Source organism: Ramlibacter monticola (assembly GCF_016722785.1).
Taxonomy (GTDB): Bacteria; Pseudomonadota; Gammaproteobacteria; order Burkholderiales; family Burkholderiaceae_C; genus Ramlibacter; species Ramlibacter monticola.
This window is the reverse complement of the sequence record NZ_JAEQNE010000001.1, coordinates 378141-394205: the sequence shown is the minus strand read 5'-3', so window position 1 is coordinate 394205 and position 16065 is coordinate 378141. Positions and strand designations below refer to the sequence as shown.

The 16065-nt window shown below is 68.4% G+C and carries 15 protein-coding genes; 10 read left to right on the top strand and 5 right to left on the bottom strand.

Annotation, left to right across the window (positions count from 1 at the left end; all coding sequences use genetic code 11):
* Positions 1 to 46: 46 nt before the first annotated feature.
* Positions 47 to 487, top strand: coding sequence for a CBS domain-containing protein (locus tag JJ685_RS01795; RefSeq protein WP_201672459.1), 441 nt, complete (start codon positions 47 to 49; stop codon positions 485 to 487).
* Here JJ685_RS01795 and JJ685_RS01790 read toward each other — a convergent pair whose 3' ends face one another.
* The 3 genes from JJ685_RS01790 to JJ685_RS01780 all read right to left on the bottom strand — a co-directional run bounded on the left by JJ685_RS01790 (position 488) and on the right by JJ685_RS01780 (position 4815).
* Positions 488 to 2617: a TonB-dependent receptor gene (locus JJ685_RS01790; protein WP_201672458.1), complete on the bottom strand. Its 2130-nt coding sequence runs from the start codon at positions 2615 to 2617 to the stop codon at positions 488 to 490.
* Positions 2618 to 2773: 156 nt separating this feature from the next.
* Positions 2774 to 3430: an electron transport complex subunit RsxB gene (gene rsxB, locus JJ685_RS01785; protein WP_201672457.1), complete on the bottom strand. Its 657-nt coding sequence runs from the start codon at positions 3428 to 3430 to the stop codon at positions 2774 to 2776.
* A complete protein-coding gene (locus tag JJ685_RS01780) occupies positions 3427 to 4815 on the bottom strand; it encodes a polyhydroxyalkanoate depolymerase (RefSeq protein WP_201672456.1) in 1389 nt (462 codons plus the stop codon). Before JJ685_RS01780 ends, rsxB begins: the two co-directional genes overlap by 4 nt.
* Positions 4816 to 5064: 249 nt before the next feature.
* Between JJ685_RS01780 and ygiD the strand changes: the two genes are divergently transcribed.
* Positions 5065 to 5847, top strand: a complete 783-nt coding sequence (gene ygiD, locus JJ685_RS01775; protein WP_236598736.1) for a 4,5-DOPA-extradiol-dioxygenase — start codon at positions 5065 to 5067, stop codon at positions 5845 to 5847.
* A 6-nt stretch (positions 5848 to 5853) separates the two neighbouring features.
* Here the strand turns inward: ygiD and JJ685_RS01770 are convergent, their stop codons facing one another.
* Complete coding sequence (locus JJ685_RS01770; protein WP_201672455.1) at positions 5854 to 6702, bottom strand: hypothetical protein; 849 nt, start codon at positions 6700 to 6702, stop codon at positions 5854 to 5856.
* A 133-nt stretch (positions 6703 to 6835) separates the two neighbouring features.
* Positions 6836 to 8032, bottom strand: a complete 1197-nt coding sequence (locus tag JJ685_RS01765) for an amino acid aminotransferase (RefSeq protein ID WP_201672454.1) — start codon at positions 8030 to 8032, stop codon at positions 6836 to 6838.
* A 94-nt stretch (positions 8033 to 8126) separates the two neighbouring features.
* On the opposite strand from JJ685_RS01765, the gene uvrB reads away from it, so the two are divergent.
* From uvrB to hscA, 8 genes are all read left to right on the top strand, one after another.
* Positions 8127 to 10238, top strand: coding sequence for an excinuclease ABC subunit UvrB (uvrB, locus tag JJ685_RS01760; RefSeq protein WP_201672453.1), 2112 nt, complete (start codon positions 8127 to 8129; stop codon positions 10236 to 10238).
* A gap of 66 nt (positions 10239 to 10304) precedes the next feature.
* The gene (locus tag JJ685_RS01755; RefSeq protein ID WP_201672452.1) at positions 10305 to 10793 is read left to right on the top strand and encodes a low molecular weight protein-tyrosine-phosphatase; all 489 of its coding nucleotides are present in this window, start codon (positions 10305 to 10307) and stop codon (positions 10791 to 10793) included.
* 223 nt (positions 10794 to 11016) lie between these two features.
* Positions 11017 to 11553, top strand: coding sequence for a Fe-S cluster assembly transcriptional regulator IscR (gene iscR / locus JJ685_RS01750; protein WP_201672451.1), 537 nt, complete (start codon positions 11017 to 11019; stop codon positions 11551 to 11553).
* 28 nt (positions 11554 to 11581) lie between these two features.
* Positions 11582 to 12802: an IscS subfamily cysteine desulfurase gene (locus tag JJ685_RS01745; protein WP_201672450.1), complete on the top strand. Its 1221-nt coding sequence runs from the start codon at positions 11582 to 11584 to the stop codon at positions 12800 to 12802.
* A 21-nt stretch (positions 12803 to 12823) separates the two neighbouring features.
* On the top strand, positions 12824 to 13210 hold the full coding sequence (gene iscU / locus JJ685_RS01740) for a Fe-S cluster assembly scaffold IscU (RefSeq protein ID WP_201672449.1): 387 nt from the start codon (positions 12824 to 12826) through the stop codon (positions 13208 to 13210).
* 2 nt (positions 13211 to 13212) lie between these two features.
* Positions 13213 to 13536 carry an iron-sulfur cluster assembly protein IscA gene (gene iscA / locus JJ685_RS01735; protein WP_201672448.1) on the top strand — a complete coding sequence of 108 codons (324 nt, stop codon included), beginning with the start codon at positions 13213 to 13215 and terminating at the stop codon, positions 13534 to 13536.
* Between the two features lie 123 nt (positions 13537 to 13659).
* Positions 13660 to 14178, top strand: coding sequence for a Fe-S protein assembly co-chaperone HscB (gene hscB / locus JJ685_RS01730; RefSeq protein ID WP_201672447.1), 519 nt, complete (start codon positions 13660 to 13662; stop codon positions 14176 to 14178).
* A gap of 19 nt (positions 14179 to 14197) precedes the next feature.
* Complete coding sequence (gene hscA / locus JJ685_RS01725) at positions 14198 to 16057, top strand: Fe-S protein assembly chaperone HscA (protein ID WP_201672446.1); 1860 nt, start codon at positions 14198 to 14200, stop codon at positions 16055 to 16057.
* Positions 16058 to 16065: the final 8 nt, after the last annotated feature.

The following is a 16065-nucleotide window of genomic DNA, read 5'->3' as shown; positions in this document are numbered from 1 at the left end:
CCCTTTACAAAGAGGGACCAGTTCTGACAAGGGAAAGGGGGTAGCCATGGCCGAACGCACCGTCTTCCAGTCCATCCCGAAGCGGGTGATCCTGAGCCTGTCTTCGCACGCCACCGTGTGGGAAGCCGCCTGCGCCATGACGCGCGCGAACTTCAGCAGCGTGCTGGTGATGGACCCGCCGGACAAGTTGCTGGGCATCGTGACCGAGCGCGACCTCACCACGCGCGTGCTGGCGCGCGCGCTCGATCCCAAGCAGACCACGCTGGCCCAGGTGATGACGCCCAACCCCCTGTGCGTCACGCCGCAGACCAAGGTGTCGGACGCCGTGCTCATGATGATCGAGCGCGGCTTCCGCCACCTGCCCATCGTCGGCCCCGACCGCAAGGTGATGGGCGTGTTCTCCGTGCGCGACGCGCTGCCGCGCGAGGTCGACGCGGCGCTGTCGCAGACCGAGTTCAACGAACAGGTCAACGACGCGCTCGGCTGATCAGAACGTCGACGTCAGCGTGACGCGCGCGGTTCGCGGCGCGCCGACCGAGATGTTGTTGTCCCCGTCCGCCGTCGGGAAGTACTTGCGGTCCGTCAGGTTCTCCAGGTTCAGCGCCACGCGCGTCCGTCCGCCCGCGAAGGTGTAGTAGACCGCGCCGTCGGCGCGCGAGAACGAGGGCAGCGTCACCGCGTTGCTGATCGCGGCGAAGGATTCGCCCTGGTGCACCAGGCCTAGGCCGAAGGCCCAGCCGGCGCCGGCGTCGAAGCGGTTCCACAGCGAGAACATGTTGCGCGGCACCAGCGCGACACGCCGGCCCGCCGGGATCGCGGCGGCGTTCGGGTCGCTGCCGGTGTTCAGCGCCTTCTCCACCTTCGCGTCCAGGTGCGCGTAGCCGCCGTACATCTGCCAGCGCGGCGTGACCTCGCCGGCGAGGCCGAGCTCCACGCCCTGCGTGCGCTGCAGGCCGGTCTTGATGAACAGGCCGCTCCCCGCGGGGTCCTTGCTGCGCACGCCGTCCTTGTCGAGGCGGAACAGGGCGGCCGACAGCGTCAGGCCCGGCAGCAGGTCCCAGCGCGCGCCGATCTCGTAGTTGGTCGACTTTTCCGGCTCCAGGTCCACCGTGCCGGTGGCCAGCGACAGTTGCTCGCCCGAGGGCAGGAAGGCGTAGCTGTAGCTGGCGTAGTAGGTCGAGCGGGCGTCGGGCGTCCAGATCACGCCCAGGCGCGGGCTGAACTCGCGGTCGGTGCGCTCCAGGTCGGTCGGCGGCACGGTGGTGCGGCGGTCGTCGAAGTCGACCTTGAACACGTCGTAGCGCAGGCCGGCCAGCAGCTTCCACTGCGGCGTGAGCGCGATCTGGTCCTGCGCATAGAGCGCGAAGATGTCCGAGCGCACGCGGTTGTTGGCATCGGTGCCGCGGAAGTCGAAGCCGGTGGCGGTGGCGATGGGGTTGCTGGCGGGGATGCCGCCGATGCTGCCCACGGCGCTGCCGAACAGGCCGCTGCGGCGCTCGCTGCGGCTGTCCTGGTGGCCCAGCTCCATGCCGGCCAGGATCGCGTGCTCCATCCCGCCGGCCTTCAGCTTCGTCGTCAGGTCGGTCTGGTTGAAGATGTTGGTGCGGTCGTTGGCGTTGTTGTACGCGTTGATCGACATCGTGCCGGCCGCATTGACGGCGCTGCCCGGGAACACGTTCTGGTAGAACTTGTCGTAGCGGGCGGCGCGGAAGCTGTTGCGCAGCTGGACGCCGCCGCCCAGGTCCTGGTCCAGCACCGCGGTGAGGGCGTCGACCATGCTGACGGCATTGCTCTGCTGCGCGTTGCCGAAGAAGGTGCCGCGGCCGGTCGCGAAGGGCAGGCCGTTCTGCGAGGGGATGCCGCGGTCGGCGGTGCGCTCGTCCTCGGCGTGCTCGTAGCCGAAGGTCACGGCGGTGGCCGGGCCGGGCGTGACGGTCACCACCGGGTTGATGGCGGCGCGGCGCAGGTCCACGTCGTGGCGGAAGCTGTTGGAGTGTTCGGCCATTGCGTTGAGCCGCCACGCCACGGTGTCGCTCGCCTTGTTGCCCAGGTCCACGGTGCCGCGCACCTGGCCGTAGCTGCCCGCCGTGAGGTTCGCCTCCGCGACGCGGCCGAACACCGGCTTCTTGGTGACGCGGTTGACCACGCCGCCGGAGCCGCCGCGGCCGAAGATCATGCCGCCGGGGCCCTTCAGGACCTCGACGCGTTCGAGGTTGTACAGGTCGCGGAAGACCTGCGCGTCGTCGCGCACGCCATCGACGTAGAAGTCCGCCGTGGTGCTGTTGCCGCGCAGCACGACCTGGTCGCGGTTGCCTTCGCCCTGGTGCAGCGTGGCGCCGGGCACGTAGCGCAGCACGTCGCCCATGTTCTGCATCGCCTGGTCCTTCATGACGTCGGCGGGGATCACGGTGATGGAGGCCGGAACCTCCTTCAGCGGCGTGTCGGTCTTGGTGAAGGTGGACGACCGATTGGCCCGGTAGCCCTGGACGGGCCCGTCGGCGCGTTCGGCCTGCGCGTGCACGTCGACCTCGCGCAGGGTCGTTTCGGCGAAGGCGCCGGTGTGGATGGCCGCGAGGACGGCCAGGACGGAAGGCTGCAGCCGGAAGGCACGCACCATGGGAATAGCTCCTGGATGGTTGCGGCTGGCTGGGGGGTGGAGACCGTCTCTGGCTCGCCGGGGGATGACGTTGACTTGAGCCCTGCAGTATGACTCAAATGAGAATGGTTCGCAAATGGAATGTAAAGCGCCGTGGCTTGACGCCCACACGCGGGCTCAGGCGCCGCCGCGTTTCGCGCGGGCGCGCGCCAGCGCCGCCTCGATGACCGCCTTCTTGCGCGCGAGCTCCGCGCCCTCGGCGTCGTGCGTCTGCGCGGGCAGGTCGGCCAGCTTGGCCAGCGCCTTCTGTTCCATGCGCTCGGCGTGGTCCTGCGCTTCCTGCGCCTTGCGCAGCTTGCGGGCTTCGTAGCGTTGCAGCGCCAGGCGCGCATCGGCCTCGGACCAGGCCTGCCAGCCGGTGCGCTCGCCGCTGGCGTTCTCGAGCGCGATGCAGTCGACCGGGCAAACCGGCACGCACAGCTCGCAGCCGGTGCAGTACGGCTCGATCACCGTGTGCATGCGCTTGTTGCCGCCCAGGATGGCGTCGGTGGGGCAGGCATCGAGGCACAGCGTGCAGCCGATGCACCAGGCCTCGTCGATGACGGCCACCGTGCGCGGCCCTTCGACGCCGTTGGAGGGATTGAGCGGGAGCGCCGCGCGGCCCGTGATCCGGGCGAGGCGCTCGATGCCTTCCGCGCCGCCGGGCGGGCACTGGTTGATCTGTGCCTCGCCCGCGGCAATGGCCTCGGCGTACCCCGCGCAGTCGGGGTAGCCGCAGCGGGTGCACTGGGTCTGCGGGAGGGCGGCGTGCAGGCGCGCCGCCAGCGGCCTCACTTGCCCGAGGCGCGCTTTCGCGACGAGGTGCTCGCCGCGCTGGTGCGCGCCAGGCCCGTGCTGCGGCGGGCGGCGGCGACTGCCTTGCGCGCCGGCGCCTTCTGCGCGGGCGCTCCCGGGACGTCGTGGAAACGCGCGATGAAGTCGCGCACCTGCGGGTACACGCTGTCGCGCCAGCGGCGGCCGCTGAAGATGCCGTAGTGGCCCGCGCCCTTCACCTCGATGTGCTTTTGGCGATCCTTCGGGACGCCGTCGCAGAGGGCGTGCGCGGCCTCGGTCTGGCCGGCGCCGGAGATGTCGTCGAGCTCGCCCTCGATCGTGAGGTGGGCGGTGGTGCGGATGTCCTGCGGCCGCACGCGTTCCAGCTTGCCGTCCGGGGCGCGCACGTCCCAGGTGCCGTTGACGAGGCTGAACTCCTGGAACACGACGCGGATCGTGTCGAGGTAGTAGTCCGCGTCCATGTCGAGGACGGCGTTGTACTCGTCGTAGAACTGGCGGTGCGCCTCGGCCGAGGCGTCATCGCCGGCGATCAGGTGCTTGAAGTAGTCGTAGTGGCTCAGGAGGTGGCGGTCCGGGTTCATCGCCACGAAGCCGGAGTGCTGCAGAAAGCCCGGGTACACGCGGCGGCCCTCGCCGGGGAAGCCCGGGGGCACGCGGTAGATCACGTTGTTCTCGAACCACTCGTAGCTCTTGTTCATCGCCAGGTTGTTCACCGCGGTCGGCGACTTGCGGGCGTCGATCGGGCCGCCCATCATGGTCATGGTCAGCGGCGTGGTCTCGCCGCGCGAGGCCATCAGCGACACCGCGGCGAGCGTCGGCACGGTGGGCTGGCACACGCTGATCACGTGGCAGTTGCCGTAGCGGCCCTGCAGGTGGCGGATGAATTCCTGCACGTAGTTGACGTAGGTGTCCAGCGTGAAGTCGCCGGCCTCCGAGGGCACCATGCGGGCATTGCGCCAGTCGGTGATGTACACCTTGTGGTCACGCAGCATGGAGCGCACGGTGTCGCGCAGCAGGGTGGCGTAGTGGCCGGACAGCGGCGCCACGATCAGCACCGCGGGCTGGCCGTGCAGCGTCTCCAGGGTGCGCGGATCGTCCGAGAAGCGCTTGAAGCGGCGCAGCTCGCAGAAGGGCTTGTCCAGCACCACGCGTTCCTGGATGGCGATCTCGACGCCGTCCTCGCCGATGGTCTGGATGCCGAACTCCGGCTTCTCGTAGTCCTTCCCGAGCCGGTAGATCAGGTCGTAGCCGGCGGAGATTCGCTGCGCGAAGGGGTGCTGCCCGAAGGGGGACAGGGGATTGCTGTACAGCTTGGAGGCGGCCAGGGCGAAATCGGCGAACGGTTCCATGAGGGAACGGTGCGCCTCGTAAATTTGGTAGAGCATGGGGGCCCCGAGAGCTTTTGTTGCAGTGCAATATACCAGCCGCAAAGCCAGACTGCTTGCGGTAGAACTACGGATCAGGTTCGGAACTTCGCCCATCTGTCAGGCTCGCACAAGGCTCAGTCGGAGTGGAACATGAAAAAGATGGACAGACGGCGCTGGATCGGCGCCACGGTCGCGCTGGCCGGCGGTGCGCTGCTGGACCGGGCCGCCGCGGCGGCCGGCCTGGAGACCCTCGCCGCCACCCCGCGCATGCCGGTGCTGTTCGTGGGCCATGGCAGCCCCATGAATGCGGTCGAGGACAACGAATTCCGCCGTGCCTGGCAGGCGCTGGGAGCGGAGTTCGGCACGCGCTGGCCGAAACCGCAGTTGATCCTGTGCGTGTCGGCGCACTGGCTGACGCGCGGCTGGCAGCTCACGGCGATGGAGAAGCCGCGCACGATCCACGATTTCGGCGGCTTTCCGCGCACCCTGTTCGAGCAGGAGTACCCGGCGCCCGGTGCCCCCGCCGTCGCCCGGGCGATCGCGGCGGAGATCCGTGAGCCGCGCATCGGCCTCGACGAGCGCGAGTGGGGTTTCGACCACGGGACCTGGTCGGTGCTGAAGCCGATGTTCCCGGCGGCGGAGATCCCGCTGGTGCAGCTCAGTCTCGACTACGGCCGCCCGCCGGCGGATCACTTCGCGCTCGGCCGGCAGCTGAGGGCGCTGCGCCAGCGCGGCGTGCTGGTGGTGGGCAGCGGCAACATCGTCCACAACCTGCGTGCCACCCGCCGCGGCGTGCCCGCGATGCAGGCCTACGACTGGGCCTTCGAGTTCGACGGCAAGACCGCGGGCCTGCTGGAGCAGGGCGCGCTGGCCGAATTGGCGGAGTTCCAGAAGCTGGGACAGGTGGCGCAGCTGGCGCACCCCACCCACGACCACTACCTGCCGCTGCTGCACGCGGCCGGCGCCGCGGAGCCGGGGGAGAAGCTGCGCTTCTTCAACGACCGGTTCCAGTCGGCGTCGATTTCGATGCGGTCGGTGGTGTGGGGCTGAAGCCTTTCAGGGGACCACCTGCAGGGTGACCGGCCAGAACACGTCGCTGCTCCGGCCGTCCTCGACGATCTCGTAGCGCAGGCGGGCCGTGTAGGTGCCTGGCGGGAGGCAACTGGAGGAACCCGCCTCGTCGTCGGCGCACACCATGGCCGCCGGCATGAATTCGGGGCCATCGAGCCACCAGCCATTCACCAGCGGGTGGCTCGCCGCCGCAGGGGGAAACGTCAGGTACTGGATCTCCCGCTGCCGGGCGATCACCCCCGGTTTGGCCAGCACCGTGCGCTCGGCCGCCTCGGGCTCCGGCGTCCCCTGTTTCCAGGTCAGGTCCGCGCCCTGGGGAAAGAACGCCACCTCCACGGCGTCATTGGCGGTGACGGTATAGGTCACGGTGATCGTCTTCGAGTCAAGGAAGCTGCCGATATCGCCCGTGCGGGCCTCGGCGAAGACCTGCACGGCCTCGGTGTACGTGCCGGGGAGCGCCGGCCAGAAGTCCAGGAACACCGTTCCCGTTCCGGCCGGCGACGGGTCCGAAGCGGAGGCCTGCAGCCTGGGGGTCGTCGACGTCGCCCCCCAATCGAGCACGGAAGGAGGAAGGGTCACCTGCACCGAGCGGCGCGCCGGCAGTGAACCGAAGGGCACGGTGACGGCCAGTTCCTGCTCCGAGAGGACGAGCCCGGGCGCCCGCAGTGAGAGGCTGACCTGCGGCGGCGCTGCCGTTCTCCCGAAGCTTCCATCGCCGCCGCTCCCACCGCTTGCGTCGCGGCCGCCCCCGCCGCAAGCGGCGAGCGCCGCAACAACCCACGCCAGCGCGAGCGCGTGCCAGACGCGCGTGACCGATACGCGATCGTCGACCATCTGCTTCCCCCCTGACGGATGCCGCGGCTGCCCGGCGCGGCCGCGAGGAGGGCAGTGTGGGGTCGAGCCGCGAACGGAAGCTGCAAAAAGAAAGCGGCCCGAAGGCCGCACAAGTTCACAGGGGCGGGGAGGCTTACACCACCTTCGCGATGCACTCCGCCACGTAGTCGATGTTCTTGCTATTGAGCGCCGCCACGCAGATGCGGCCGCTGTCGATGCCGTACACGCCGAACTCGTTGCGCAGGCGCACCATCTGGTCCTTGGTCAGGCCCGAGTAGCTGAACATGCCGACCTGGTGCGCGATGAAGCTGAAATCGCGCTGCACGCCGGCGGCCTTCAGCTTTTCGACGATCGCCGTGCGCATCTGCTTGATGCGCACGCGCATGGCGGCCAGCTCCTGCTCCCACAGGGCGCGCAGCTCCGGCGTGTTGAGGATGGTGGCCGCCACCTGGCCGCCGTGCGTGGGCGGGTTGCTGTAGTTGGTGCGGATCACGATCTTCAGCTGCGACAGCACGCGGCCGGCCTCCTCGGCGCTCTGGCACAGCACCGACAGCGCGCCCACGCGCTCGCCGTACAGGCTCAGGCTCTTGGAGAACGAGGTGGAGACGAAGAAGTCCAGGCCGGAGGCGAGGAACTTCTGCACCGCGATGCCGTCTTCGGCGATGCCCTGGGCGAAGCCCTGGTAGGCCATGTCCAGGAAGGCGACCAGCTTGCGCGACTGGACCGCGGCGACCACCTGGTCCCACTGGGCGGGCGTGAGGTCGTAGCCGGTCGGGTTGTGGCAGCAGGCGTGCAGCACGACGACCGTGCCGGCTTCGGCCGTGGACAAGGCCGTCAGCATGCCGTCCATGTTGATGCCCTTGCGCTCGGCGTCGTAGTAGGGGTAGGTCTCCACCGTGAAGCCGGCGTCGCGGAAGATGCCGCGGTGGTTCTCCCAGCTCGGGTCGCTGATCAGGACCTTGGCCGCCGGATCCAGCTTGTGCAGGAAGTCGGCGCCGATCTTGAGGCCGCCGGTGCCGCCCAGAGCCTGCACCGTGGCCACGCGGCCGGCCTTGACGGGCTCGGAATCGGCCCCAAATACCAGGTTCTTGATCGCGGCGTCATAGGCCGCGATGCCATCGATCGGCAGGTAGCCGCGGGCGGCATGGGCCGCCATCATCTTCTCTTCCGCCTTCTGGACGCACTGCAGCAGCGGCAGCTTGCCGTTGTCGTCGTAATAGACGCCCACCCCGAGGTTGACCTTCCTGGGGTTCGGATCGGCGACGTATTGCTCGGTCAGGCCCAGGATCGGGTCGCGGGGCGCCATTTCGACGGCGTTGAAGAGAGACATGGGGTTCCTTGGGATGCGGTGGCAAAGACGCCCGGCCTGTTGTACGCTGGCCGGCTGCCCGCAATTTTAAGGGGTCGTCCCCGTATTTACCCCCATGAGCGCAATTCCCCAGGCCAGCGAGGCCCCGCAGCACGAGAAAAAGGGCACGTTCGTCACGTATCCGGACTCCCCGTTCGAGCTGTTCCAGCCCTATCCGCCGGCGGGCGACCAGCCCCAGGCCATCGAAAAGCTGGTGGAGGGGGTGCAGGACGGCGAGGTCTACCAGACCCTGCTGGGCGTCACCGGCTCGGGCAAGACCTACACCATGGCCAACGTGATCGCCCGCCTGGGGCGGCCGGCCATCGTGTTCGCGCCGAACAAGACGCTGGCGGCGCAGCTCTATAGCGAATTCCGCGAATTCTTCCCGCACAACGCGGTGGAGTACTTCGTGAGCTACTACGACTACTACCAGCCCGAGGCCTACGTACCCCAGCGCGACCTGTTCATCGAGAAGGACAGCTCGATCAACGAGCACATCGAGCAGATGCGCCTGTCGGCCACCAAGAGCGTGCTGGAGCGGCGCGACACCGTGATCGTGGCCACCGTGAGCGCGATCTACGGCATCGGCGCCCCGGAGGACTACACCCAGATGCGCTTCATCATGCGCATCGGCGACAAGATCGGGCAGCGCGACGTGATCTCCCAGCTCATTCGCATGCAGTACAACCGCAACGAGCAGGACTTCGCCCGCGGCACCTTCCGCGTGCGCGGCGACACGATCGACATCTTCCCGGCCGAACACTCCGAGCTGGCGATCCGCGTGGAGCTGTTCGACGACGAGATCGAGCAGCTCCAGCTGTTCGACCCGCTGACTGGGCGCATCCGGCAGAAGGTGCCGCGCTTCACGGTCTACCCGTCCAGCCACTATGTGACGCCGCGCGAGAAGGTGCTCTCCGCCGTGGAGTCCATTAAGCTGGAGCTGGACGAGCGCCTGAAGTTCTTCGTCGCCGAAGGCAAGCTGGTGGAAGCCCAGCGCCTCGAGCAGCGCACCCGCTTCGACCTGGAGATGCTCTCCGAGCTGGGGCACTGCAAGGGCATCGAGAACTACACCCGCCACCTCTCCGGCGCGCCGCCGGGCGCGCCGCCTTCCACGCTGACGGACTACCTGCCCAAGGACGCCCTGATGTTCCTGGACGAGAGCCACCAGATGATCGGGCAACTCAACGGAATGTACGCCGGGGATCGGGCGAGGAAGGAGACGCTGGTGGCGTACGGCTTCCGGCTGCCTTCGGCGATGGACAACCGGCCCCTGAAATTCGAGGAATTCGAGGCGCGCATGCGCCAGGTGGTCTTCGTCTCGGCGACGCCCGCCGACTACGAGAAGCAACATGCCGGCCAGGTGGTGGAGCAGCTGGTGCGCCCCACCGGCCTGATCGACCCCGAAGTGGAAATCCGCCCGGCGACCCACCAGGTCGACGACGTGCTGCAGGAGATCCGCATCCGCGTCGACAAGAACGAGCGCGTGCTGATCACCACCCTGACCAAGCGCATGGCCGAACAGCTCACCGACTACCTGAGCGACAACGGCGTCAAGGTGCGCTACCTGCACAGCGACGTGGACACGGTGGAGCGGGTGGAAATCATCCGCGACCTCCGCCTGGGCCAGTTCGACGTGCTGGTGGGCATCAACCTGCTGCGCGAGGGCCTGGACATCCCCGAGGTGTCGCTGGTGGCGATCCTGGACGCCGACAAGGAGGGCTTCCTGCGGGCCGAACGCTCGCTGATCCAGACCATCGGCCGGGCGGCGCGCAACCTGAACGGCAAGGCCATCCTCTACGCCGACCGCATGACCGAGTCGATGAAGAAGGCCATCGGCGAGACGGAGCGGCGTCGCGCCCGGCAGGTCGCGCACAACGAGGCCCACGGCATCACGCCGAGGAGCATCCAGAAGCAGATCCGCGACCTGATCGACGGGGTCTACAGCGAAAAGGCCAGCAAGGAGCAGGAGAAGCAGGAGCTGCAGCGCGCGATGGTGGAGGACATGTCCGAGAAGGACATCTCCAAGCGCATCAAGCAGCTGGAAAAGCAGATGCTGGAGCATGCCCGCAACCTCGAGTTCGAGAAGGCGGCGCGGGTGCGCGACCAGCTGGCGCTGCTCAAGGAGCAGGCGTTCGGGGCTTCCGTGCACGACAACGTCGCGATCGGCAGCGGCGGGAAGAAGTCCTGATCCGTCGGCGGGTCGTCGGCTGCTCGGGTCACTCCGCGTAAGCCAGATGAAACAATCACTTCCGCCATGAAGTTCAGCGTTCTCTTCGTCTGCATGGGCAACCTGTGCCGCAGCCCCACCGCCGAAGGCGTGTTCCGGCACCTCGTGCGCCAGGCCGGCTTGCAGGACCGGATCCGCGTCGACTCGGCCGGCACGCACGACTACCACGTCGGTTCGCCGCCGGACGAGCGCAGCTGCCACCACGCTGCCCTGCGCGGCTACGAGCTGTCCGACCTCCGGGCGCGGCAGGTGCAGGAGCCGGACTTCGCGCACTTCGACCTCATCCTGGCGATGGACTGGAACAACCTGGCCCTGCTGCAGGACGACTGCCCGCCGGAGCACCGGCACAAGCTCCGGCGCCTGATGGAGTTCGCGCCACCCGGCCTTGGCGATGTCGTGGCCGACCCGTACTATGGGGGGAGCCGCGGATTCGAGATGGTGCTGGACCATGTCGAGGCCGCCTGTGCCGGACTGTTGGAACACATCCGCGGCGAACTCAATCGGCACGCGCCTTGATGCAGCGCAAAAAAACCTGAGTACCCGAGTTCCGGGACGGGTTTTCTGCTATACTTGACGGAAACAGTCAGGAACCCAGGAAATCTAGAAAACAGCCGACCCACGCACGGTCGGCCGAGGGCCGGCACAGCAACACAGCCGGAAATTCAGATGGGTGGAGACGACCTTGCGTGGCGGGCGCTGCGCGGGGTACGGCATGCAAGCCAGCAGGAAGGAGCTAGCGATGCGTCTCACTACCAAAGGCCGCTTTGCGGTCACCGCGATGATCGATCTGGCGCTGCGCCAGAACAATGGGCCCGTCACCCTGGCGGCGATCAGCCAGCGCCAGCAGATCTCGCTCTCCTATCTCGAGCAGCTGTTCGGCAAGCTGCGTCGGCACGAGCTGGTGGAATCCACCCGCGGGCCCGGCGGCGGCTACACGCTGGGCCGCAAGGCGGCCGAGATCACCGTCGCCGACATCATCGTCTCGGTCGACGAGCCGATCGATGCCACCCAGTGCGGCGGCAAGGAGAACTGCCAGGGCGACGGCGGGCGCTGCATGACCCACGAACTGTGGGCGGCGCTGAACCAGCGCATGGTGGAATTCCTCGACTCGATCACGCTGCAGAAGCTGGTGGACGACCAGCTCGCCAAGGGCGTGCAGGTCGAGGACAAGCCGGCGACCAAGCGGGCGATCTCCAGCGCCCCGGTGGTGAAGCCCATCCGCGTGAACGCGCCGAACTCGGTGTTCGCGCTGGGCAACTCCTTCGCCAAGCAATAACAGCAGCACGAGACGGATCCATACGCACATGGACATGACGCCCCATTTCCCGATCTACATGGACTACGGCGCGACGACGCCGGTCGATCCGCGCGTGGTCGACGCCATGGTCCCCTGGTTGCGCGAGCACTTCGGCAATCCGGCCTCGCGCAGCCACGCGTGGGGCTGGGAGGCCGAAGAGGCCGTGGAGAAAGCGCGCCAGCAGGTGGCCGACCTGATCGGGGCGGATCCGCGCGAGATCGTCTGGACCTCGGGCGCCACCGAATCCAACAACCTCGCGCTGAAGGGCGCCGCGCACTTCTACAAGTCGCGCGGCAAGCACCTGATCACGGTGAAGACCGAGCACAAGGCGGTGCTCGACACCATGCGCGAGCTGGAGCGCCAGGGCTTCGAGGTCACCTACCTCGACGTGCAGGAAGACGGCATGCTGGACCTGGAGCGGTTCAAGGCGGCGCTGCGTCCCGACACGATCCTCGCCTCGGTGATGTTCGTGAACAACGAGATCGGCGTCGTGCAGGACATCCCCACGCTCGGCGCGCTCTGCCGCGAGAAGGGCGTGCTGTTCCACGTCGACGCCGCGCAGGCCACGGGCAAGGTGCAGATCGACCTGGCGAAGCTGCCGGTGGACCTCATGAGCCTGGCGTCGCACAAGACCTACGGCCCCAAGGGCATCGGCGCGCTGTACGTGCGCCGCAAGCCGCGCGTTCGCCTGGAAGCGCAGATGCACGGCGGCGGCCACGAGCGCGGCATGCGCTCCGGCACGCTGCCCACGCACCAGATCGTCGGCATGGGCGAGGCCTTCCGCATCGCCCGGGAAGAGATGCAGAAGGACCTGGAGCACGTGCGCAAGTTGCAGAAGCGCCTGCTCGATGGCCTGAAGGACGTCGAACAGGTCTTCATCAACGGCCACCTGGAGCACCGGGTGCCGCACAACCTGAACATGAGCTTCAACTTCGTCGAGGGCGAGTCGCTGATCATGGGCATCAAGGGCCTCGCGGTCTCTTCGGGCTCGGCCTGCACGTCCGCGTCGCTGGAGCCAAGCTACGTGCTGCGCGCGCTGGGCCGCAGCGACGAACTGGCGCACAGCAGCCTGCGCATGACCATCGGCCGTTTCACGACGGAAGAGGAAATCGACTACGCGGTTTCGACGATCAGGCAGAACGTCGCGAAGCTGCGCGAGCTGAGCCCGCTGTGGGAGATGTACCAGGACGGCATCGACCTGGCCACCATCCAGTGGACGGCTCACTAAAGAGAGGAACAGGAGTACCCAATGTCTTATTCGCAGAAGGTCGTCGAGCATTACGAGAACCCGCGCAACGTGGGCTCGTTCGCGAAGGGCGACGAGGACGTCGGCACCGGCATGGTGGGCGCGCCCGCCTGCGGCGACGTCATGAAGCTGCAGATCAAGGTCAACCCGGCCACCGGCGTGATCGAGGATGCCCGCTTCAAGACCTACGGCTGCGGCTCGGCCATCGCCTCCAGCTCGCTCGTGACCGAATGGGTCAAGGGCAAGACGCTGGACCAGGCCGCGTCGATCAAGAACAGCCAGATCGCCGAGGAACTCGCGCTGCCGCCGGTGAAGATCCACTGCTCGATCCTCGCCGAGGACGCGATCAAGGCCGCCGTCGAGGACTACAAGAAGAAGCATTCGAACTGAAGATGGCCGTTTCGCTCACCGAAGCCGCGGCGCGGCATGTCTCACGCTACCTTGCCAGGCGGGGCAAGGGCGTGGGCGTACGCCTCGGCGTCAAGACCACCGGGTGCTCGGGGCTCGCGTACAAGCTGGAGTACGTGGACGAGGTGGCGCCGGAAGACGTCGTGTTCGAGAACCACGGCGTGAAGCTGCTCGTGGATCCGAAGAGCCTGGCCTACATCGACGGCACGGAGCTGGACTTCGTGCGCGAGGGCCTCAACGAGGGCTTCCGGTTCAACAACCCCAACGAACGCGACCGCTGCGGATGCGGAGAGTCCTTCAGGGTTTGACTCCCCCCCGCGGCGCCTGCGGCGCCTCCCCCTCGAGGGGGCGCCACCAGCGGCCCGGCCCAGCCGGTGCCGCGGTGGCACTGGAACAAGCCGCCGCACGGGCGGCGTTTTTTTGCTGACGCGATGGACCTGAGTTACAGCGACTTCCAACTGTTCGGCCTGCCGCAGCGCTTCGAGCAGGATCGCGCCGGGATCGACGCGCGCTGGAAGGACCTGCAACGCGAGGCGCACCCGGACAAGTTCGCCGGCCAGGGCGCTGCCGCGCAGCGCCTCGCCCTGCAGTGGTCGGTGCGCATCAACGAGGCCTACCAGCGCCTGAAGGACCCCCTCAGGCGCGCCGAGTACCTGTGCGAGCTGCGGGGCGCGCCGATCGAGAAGCACAGCAACACCGCCATGCCCGGCGAGTTCCTGCTGGAGCAGATGGACTGGCGGGAGGCGCTCGAGGAGGCCGACAGCGAGGAAGAGCTCGACGCGCTGACCGACCGCGTGCTGAAGCGGCGGCGCGAGATGCTGGGGCGCATCCACGAGCTGCTGGACGTGGAGAACGACCCGCAGGGCGCGGCGCAACAGGTCAGAGCCCTCATGTTCGTCGAGCGCTTTGGCGGCGACATCGAGGCGCGGCTCGCGCAACTGGGACAATAGCGGGTTCACCGCACAAGCCATGTCCCTGCTGCAGATTTCCGAACCCGGCGCCTCGCCCGATCCCCACCAGCGCCGCATCGCCGTCGGCATCGACCTCGGCACCACGCATTCGCTGGTCGCCTCCGTCCGCCACGGCGTGGCCGAATGCCTGCCCGACGGGCAGGGCCGCGTGCTCCTGCCTTCCGTGGTGCGCTACCTCGGCGAGGGCCGCCGCCAGATCGGCTGGGAGGCCATCCCGGCGCAGGCGGGGGATCCCGAGAACACCATCGCCTCCGTCAAGCGCTTCATGGGCCGGGGCCTGGCCGACATCGCCAGCCGCGGCAAGCTGCCGTACGGCTTCCTGGACGAGCCGGGCATGGTGAAGCTGCAGACCCGCGAAGGGCCGAAGTCGCCGGTGGAAGTGAGCGCCGAGATCCTGGCCACGCTGCGCTACCGCGCCGAGGACACCTTCAACGCGGACCTGTACGGCGCCGTGATCACCGTGCCGGCGTACTTCGACGAGGCCCAGCGCCAGGCGACCAAGGACGCCGCGCAGCTCGCGGGCCTGAACGTGCTGCGGCTGATCAACGAGCCGACCGCCGCCGCCATCGCCTACGGGCTGGACAACGGCAGCGAGGGCCTCTACGCCGTCTACGACCTCGGCGGCGGCACCTTCGACATCTCCATCCTGCGCCTGTCGCGCGGCGTGTTCGAGGTGGTGTCCACCGGCGGCGATTCCGCGCTGGGCGGCGACGACTACGACCGGGCGCTGGCCGACTGGCTGCAGCAGCAGTCGGGGCTCGCGGCGGAAACCGCCTCCGACAAGGCCGCCATCAAGATGCTGGCGCGCGAGCTGAAGGAACGCCTGTCCGACGAGGAGGCGGTGGACGTGCCGCTCGCGCTCGGCGGCCGGTCCGCGCAGATGCGAGTGGCGCGCGGAGATTTCGAGGCGGTCACGAAGGAGCTGACGGCCCGCACGCTCACCGCGGTGCGCAAGGCCGTGCGCGACGCGAAGCTGCAGCGCGACGAGGTGCAGGGCGTGGTGCTGGTGGGCGGCTCCACCCGCATGCCGCAGGTGCGCCGCGCCGTGGCGGAATTCTTCGGCCGCGAGCCCCTGATCAACCTGAACCCGGACGAGGTGGTGGCGCTGGGCGCCTCCATCCAGGCCAACCAGCTGGCCGGCAACAACCCGCAGGGCGACCTGCTGCTGCTGGACGTGATCCCCCTGTCGCTGGGCATCGAGACCATGGGCGGGCTGGTCGAGCGCATCGTGCCGCGCAACGAGACCATCCCGACCGCCAAGGCGCAGGACTTCACCACCTTCAAGGACGGCCAGACCGCGATGGCGATCCACGTGGTGCAGGGCGAGCGCGACCTGGTGGCCGACTGCCGCAGCCTGGCGCGCTTCGAGCTGCGCGGCATCCCGCCGATGGCCGCCGGCGCCGCGCGCATCCGCGTGACCTTCACGATCGACGCCGACGGCCTGCTGAACGTGTCGGCGCGCGAACAGGGCAGCGGCGTGGAGGCGCGGATCGAGGTGAAGCCCTCCTACGGCCTGTCGGACGCCGAGATCGCGCGCATGCTGCGCGAGAGCTTCACGACCGCCGAGGCCGACATGCGGGCCCGCGCGCTCACCGAGGCGCGGGTCGACGCCGAGCGCATGCTGCTCGCCACGCAAAGCGCGCTCGATGCGGACGGCCACCTGCTCCCCGCGGGGGAGCGCCAGGACATCGAGGCGCTGATGGCCGCCCTGGCCGAGACCGCGAAGGCGAGCGAGGATGCCGCCGTGGTCGAGGCCGCCGTGCAGGCGCTGGCCAAGGGCACCGAGGCCTTCGCCGCGCAGCGCATGAACGAAGGCATCCGCAAGGCCCTTGCAGGCCGCAACCTGGAATCCATTTGAGGCAGGAC